Origin of the sequence: Pantoea sp. Pa-EAmG (genome assembly GCF_030024295.1) — a bacterium.
In the GTDB taxonomy this organism is placed as follows: Bacteria; Pseudomonadota; Gammaproteobacteria; order Enterobacterales; family Enterobacteriaceae; genus Pantoea; species Pantoea dispersa.
In genome coordinates, this window is the sequence record NZ_JASEWO010000260.1 from 1 (window position 1) to 4,321 (window position 4,321).

At 60.3% G+C, this 4,321-nt stretch carries 4 protein-coding genes; all 4 read right to left on the reverse strand.

The window, feature by feature from the left end:
• Positions 1 to 266 precede the first annotated feature (266 nt).
• Genes hemY through hemC form a run of 4 tightly spaced genes read right to left on the reverse strand, consistent with a single transcriptional unit; the run spans position 267 to position 4,298 of the window.
• Positions 267 to 1,463, reverse strand: a complete 1,197-nt coding sequence (gene hemY, locus QMM04_RS21100; RefSeq protein WP_058775512.1) for a protoheme IX biogenesis protein HemY — start codon at positions 1,461 to 1,463, stop codon at positions 267 to 269.
• A 2-nt stretch (positions 1,464 to 1,465) separates the two neighbouring features.
• Positions 1,466 to 2,596, reverse strand: a complete 1,131-nt coding sequence (gene hemX / locus QMM04_RS21105; RefSeq protein WP_282996945.1) for a uroporphyrinogen-III C-methyltransferase — start codon at positions 2,594 to 2,596, stop codon at positions 1,466 to 1,468.
• A gap of 23 nt (positions 2,597 to 2,619) precedes the next feature.
• Positions 2,620 to 3,360 (reverse strand): uroporphyrinogen-III synthase, encoded by a 741-nt coding sequence (gene hemD / locus QMM04_RS21110; RefSeq protein ID WP_021506976.1) that lies wholly within the window; start codon positions 3,358 to 3,360, stop codon positions 2,620 to 2,622.
• Positions 3,357 to 4,298: a hydroxymethylbilane synthase gene (hemC, locus tag QMM04_RS21115; RefSeq protein WP_282996946.1), complete on the reverse strand. Its 942-nt coding sequence runs from the start codon at positions 4,296 to 4,298 to the stop codon at positions 3,357 to 3,359. Before hemC ends, hemD begins: the two co-directional genes overlap by 4 nt.
• Between the last annotated feature and the right edge of the window lie 23 nt (positions 4,299 to 4,321).

The following is a 4,321-nucleotide window of genomic DNA, read 5'->3' on the forward strand; positions in this document are numbered from 1 at the left end:
ATGCTACATAAACCTGGGAATGATGCAGAGCCCCTTACGGTATCCGTTGTCCAGCTGGCAGTAACGTGCACGCGCTACTGCAGTAAGAAGGACATTACGTTGAGTCGGATACCATCAGTTGTCTTACCGACCTGATCTTACACCTGCTTCTGGCAGGTGTTTTTTTTATCTGCCGTTTACGGATTGATGCCGCATTCCCTGCACGCTCTTTCAGGCAAAAAAAAGCCGGGACTGGCCCGGCGTGCACAAAAACAACAACAGTAAAATCAGGCGCCAGGATTGTTCTTCAGCGTCAGTAACAGACCTTCGCGACGCATTTTAGCCGCGTCTTCCGGGCGATGCAGGCGATCGTAAACGTCCGCCAGCCAGGCGTAGTCAAAGCCATCCGGACGCTGTGCCAGCGCCTGCTGGAAGGCTTCTGCGGCCTGCTGCCATTCACCGTGGCGCATCAGCAGCTGGCCGAGCGTGCTGTGCAACAGCGGCGTGGCGCCGTGCTGCTTGATCTGCTGACGCAGCGCTTTCTCCAGCGCCTGCGGGTCACCGCTTTTGATACGCGGCATCAGCAGCACCAGCCGATCGTCATACTGACGCTTCAGCCCTTCCAGCACGATGCTTTGCGCGGTGTCCGGATCGTCGCACTCGATCAAATGCTCAGCCATCGCCACCTGCAGGGCAGTCTCCTGGCGGGTTTTACGACTCTGGTTCTGCCACCATTTTTTCAGGCCTTCGCTGCCCTGATCGGCCATAGCCTGATTCATCAGACCCAGCCACGCCTGCTGCTGCAGCGCGTTACGCTGGTTCTCATCGTTAATCTGCGCCTTCTGCATGGAGGGCAGGATATCCAGCAATGCGCCCCAGGCGCCGGTGCGGATATAAGCCTGCTCGGCCAGACGCAGCACTTCCGGATGGCGCGGCGCCACTTCCAGCAGGCGATCGATACCGTGACGTGCGGCGTGATCTTCGTTACGCGCCAGCTGCAGGCGCACGCGGGTGATCTCAACCGGAATGGTATCGTTCTCGGAGAGCTCAGAGGCGCGCTCCAGATGCTGGTTAGCACGGATTTCGTCGCCGCGCTGCTGCGCTGCTTCCGCCGCCAGCAGATAGTTCGCCACCGGCTGATCGGCGTGATCGGCATTCTTCGACAGCAGCTTCTCCACCTGACGGTAATCGCCTTCCGCCAGCTTCATCAGCGCGCTCTGCGTGTGACGCTGGGCGCTGCGACGTTTACGCCCGGTGAACCAGCCGCGGGTGCGGGCGCCGGTGCGGAACAGGCGACGCAGAATCCATTCGACCAGCAGAATCACCAGCAGGCTGAGAATCAGGATGATGGCCAGACCGGTGACGCTGGTCTCAATGTTCCAGTTATCGGTCTGGATCAGCACGTAGCCCTGATGGCCGGCAACCATCGGTCCCAGCACAATGCCGGCAATCAGCAGCAGGAAAAGCACCAATACTTTCAGCATGGTTAGCCTCCCTGTTGATCAGCCGCAGCCGATGGCTGCGCCAGCAGATTGCGCACGCGCGTTTGCATCAGTTTTTCCAGCAGCGCCTGGCTCTCCAGCGTGTCCGGCACGTCCATCGAAATACTTTGCTGACTCAGCTCGTCGAGCTGGGCGAGGAAGGCTTTGGTTGCCGCATCGTTAGTGTCGTACCAGGCACGCACCCAGGTGGATACCGCATCGATGGACTGTTTGTAGATCTCATCCTGATGGCGCGGCACCGCCTGCGCAGCAATCAGCAGACGTGAACGGATGTTTTCGCGCAGATAAACATCCTGATTCGGTGCCAGCAGCGGCTGCGCGGTGTTATCGCGGCGGCGGATGGTGATGAAATCATCCATGAAGTTGTGCCAGCTCTTCACCAGATTCTGACGCCACTCGTGCAGCGAGCTGGAGAGCTCACCGCTGTCGGCATCCATCGGCGACTCATCGCTGTCGTTATCGGCCAGACGCAGATTATCCACGCCGTTCGACAACTGATTCAGCTTGAGGGTGATGCCGTCGTAGTCCACCTGGCTGACCGCCGCCAGTGAACTGATGTCCTGGGTCAGCGCGCGGCGCACGTTCATGATGCTGGGATCGTTCATCTCCGCCAGGCTGGTGTCCGCGCTTTTCAGCAGCGCTGCCGCGGTGGTGACGTCCTGATCGCTCCACAGTTTGCGACCCGCCAGTTTGACGAGGTAGTCGGCCTGCGCCAGCAGCCAGGTGCGGGTATCGTTGCCGGAAATAGTGGCCACTTTTTCACGCAGCGTCTCCAGCTCTTTGGCGCTGTTATCCTGCTGGCTGCGCGCTTCCTGCAGCGCGGTATTGGCGTCCGCCAGCTGCTGCGAGAGCTGTTGTTTATCGCTGCCCAGTTGCTGCTGCAGGGCGCTCAGCTGCTCGCTCAGGGTCTGGTTAGTCTGAGCCTGTAAGTCGGCCTGGTGTTTCCCATTCAGGTAAAGTCCCGCGCCAATCGCCAGTGCAATGACAATTGCCACCGCGCTCAGCACCTTGCCGTCGCTCTTTTTCGCACGAGGCGGCTGGCTGGCTGGCGTCGGGGAAGTGTCCGCAGGGGTGGTTTCTTCAACCATGGCGGAGGAGTCTTTTTGTTCCGTCATTGTGGCTCATCCCAATGTTAAGTTCAGCGTAACGCACGCAGCAGCGCGTCGTTATCCGCACCATCGGCTACCTCAATCTCCTGCCAGCCTAATTCGGCGGCCTGGGTAGCCAAACGTTCACTGACGACCAGTAGCCGACAGTGCAGCAGCCATTCCCGCCGATCGATTGGCGGAAACAGCGCAAACAGTTGTTGTAACATTTCACCGCTGGTCACCACCAGCGTGGTAATACCGCGATCGCGCCAGCGACGGCCTTCAATCGCGCCGTCGTACTGCTTTTCACAGCGCTGATAGCACTCACAGTATTGCACGTCCGCGCCGCGGGCGATCAGCGTCTCCGCCAGCAGTTCACGGCCCGGACTGCCGCGCAGAATCAACGCACGCTTGCCGCTGACCTGCTGCAGGCGATTCAGCCGCACCAGCTCTTCGCTGGTTTCCCGCGCATGCGGATAGTCAACTTTCAGATTACTGACGGTGTGCAGCGCCAGCGCGGTGCTACGACCAATGGCATAATAGTCGAGAAATGCCGGCCACGCGCTGCGCTGCTGCTGTAAAGCGGGCTGGGCAAAGTGCACCACCTGCTGCGACAGCAGAAATACCAGGTCACCGGGCTGCAGGGCGGCCAGCTTTAGCGGCAGTTGAGAGAGATCGCGACCCGGCGTGAATTCAATCAGCGGAAACGACCACGCCAGTTTGCCCTGGCTGCGCAGGCGCGCGACCAGTTCGCTGGCGGCGGGTTCCGGACGGGTCACGAGGATAGTCATGCGGGCGGCTGTCCCTGATAAACTTCACGCAGAATGTCACGCGCGCCGCCGTCCAGCAGCTCTTCGGCCAGTGAAATCCCCATCTGTTCGGCGTGTTCACGCGGGCCGCGGCGTTCGCCCACCACCATCTGGCTGCCATCCGGCGCACCGACCAGGCCGCGCAGCCACAGCTGATCGTCTTCCAGCACGGCAAAACTGCCGATCGGCACCTGACAGCCGCCTTCGAGACGGGTATTCATGGCGCGCTCAGCGCGCACGCAGACGGCTGTGTCACTGTGGTTCAGCGCCTGCAGCAGCGTAATTAACGGCTGATCGTCGAGGCGGCACTCAATGCCGACCGCACCCTGGCCCACCGCCGGCAGGGAAAACTCCGCCGGCAGCGCCTGGCGAATGCGATCTTCCAGTCCAAGGCGTTTCAGCCCGGCGGCAGCAAGAATGATGGCGTCATACTCGCCGGCGTCCAGTTTGCTGAGACGCGTACCGACGTTACCGCGCAGCGAGCGAATCACCAGGTCCGGGCGCCGTGCGCTAATCTGGCACTGGCGACGCAGGCTGGACGTGCCGACCACCGCGCCCTGCGGCAGCGCGTCAATCGAGGAATAATGATTAGAGACGAATGCATCGCGCGGATCTTCGCGCTCGCAGATGGTCACCAGTCCCAGACCGTCGGGAAAATCGACCGGCACATCTTTCATGGAATGCACCGCCATATCGGCACGGTTTTCCAGCATCGCCAGCTCAAGCTCTTTGACAAACAGTCCCTTGCCACCTACTTTCGCCAGCGGCGTATCAAGGATGACATCACCTTTGGTGACCATCGTCACCAGCTCAACCTGCAAGCCGGGATGCGCAGCCATCAGGCGCTGTTGGACATATTGTGCCTGCCACAAGGCAAGCGGGCTTTGCCTGGTAGCAATTCTGAAAATTTTGTTTAACATGCTGTTAACCATTTTGATCGTTC

Excerpts from the sequence above, each read along its gene's own strand:
- hemY (WP_058775512.1), bottom strand. The coding sequence starts at position 1,463 with ATGCTGAAAGTATTGGTGCTTTTCCTGCTGCTGATTGCCGGCATTGTG.
- hemX (WP_282996945.1), bottom strand. The coding sequence starts at position 2,596 with ATGACGGAACAAAAAGACTCCTCCGCCATGGTTGAAGAAACCACCCCT.
- hemD (WP_021506976.1), bottom strand. The coding sequence starts at position 3,360 with ATGACTATCCTCGTGACCCGTCCGGAACCCGCCGCCAGCGAACTGGTC.
- hemC (WP_282996946.1), bottom strand. The coding sequence starts at position 4,298 with ATGTTAAACAAAATTTTCAGAATTGCTACCAGGCAAAGCCCGCTTGCC.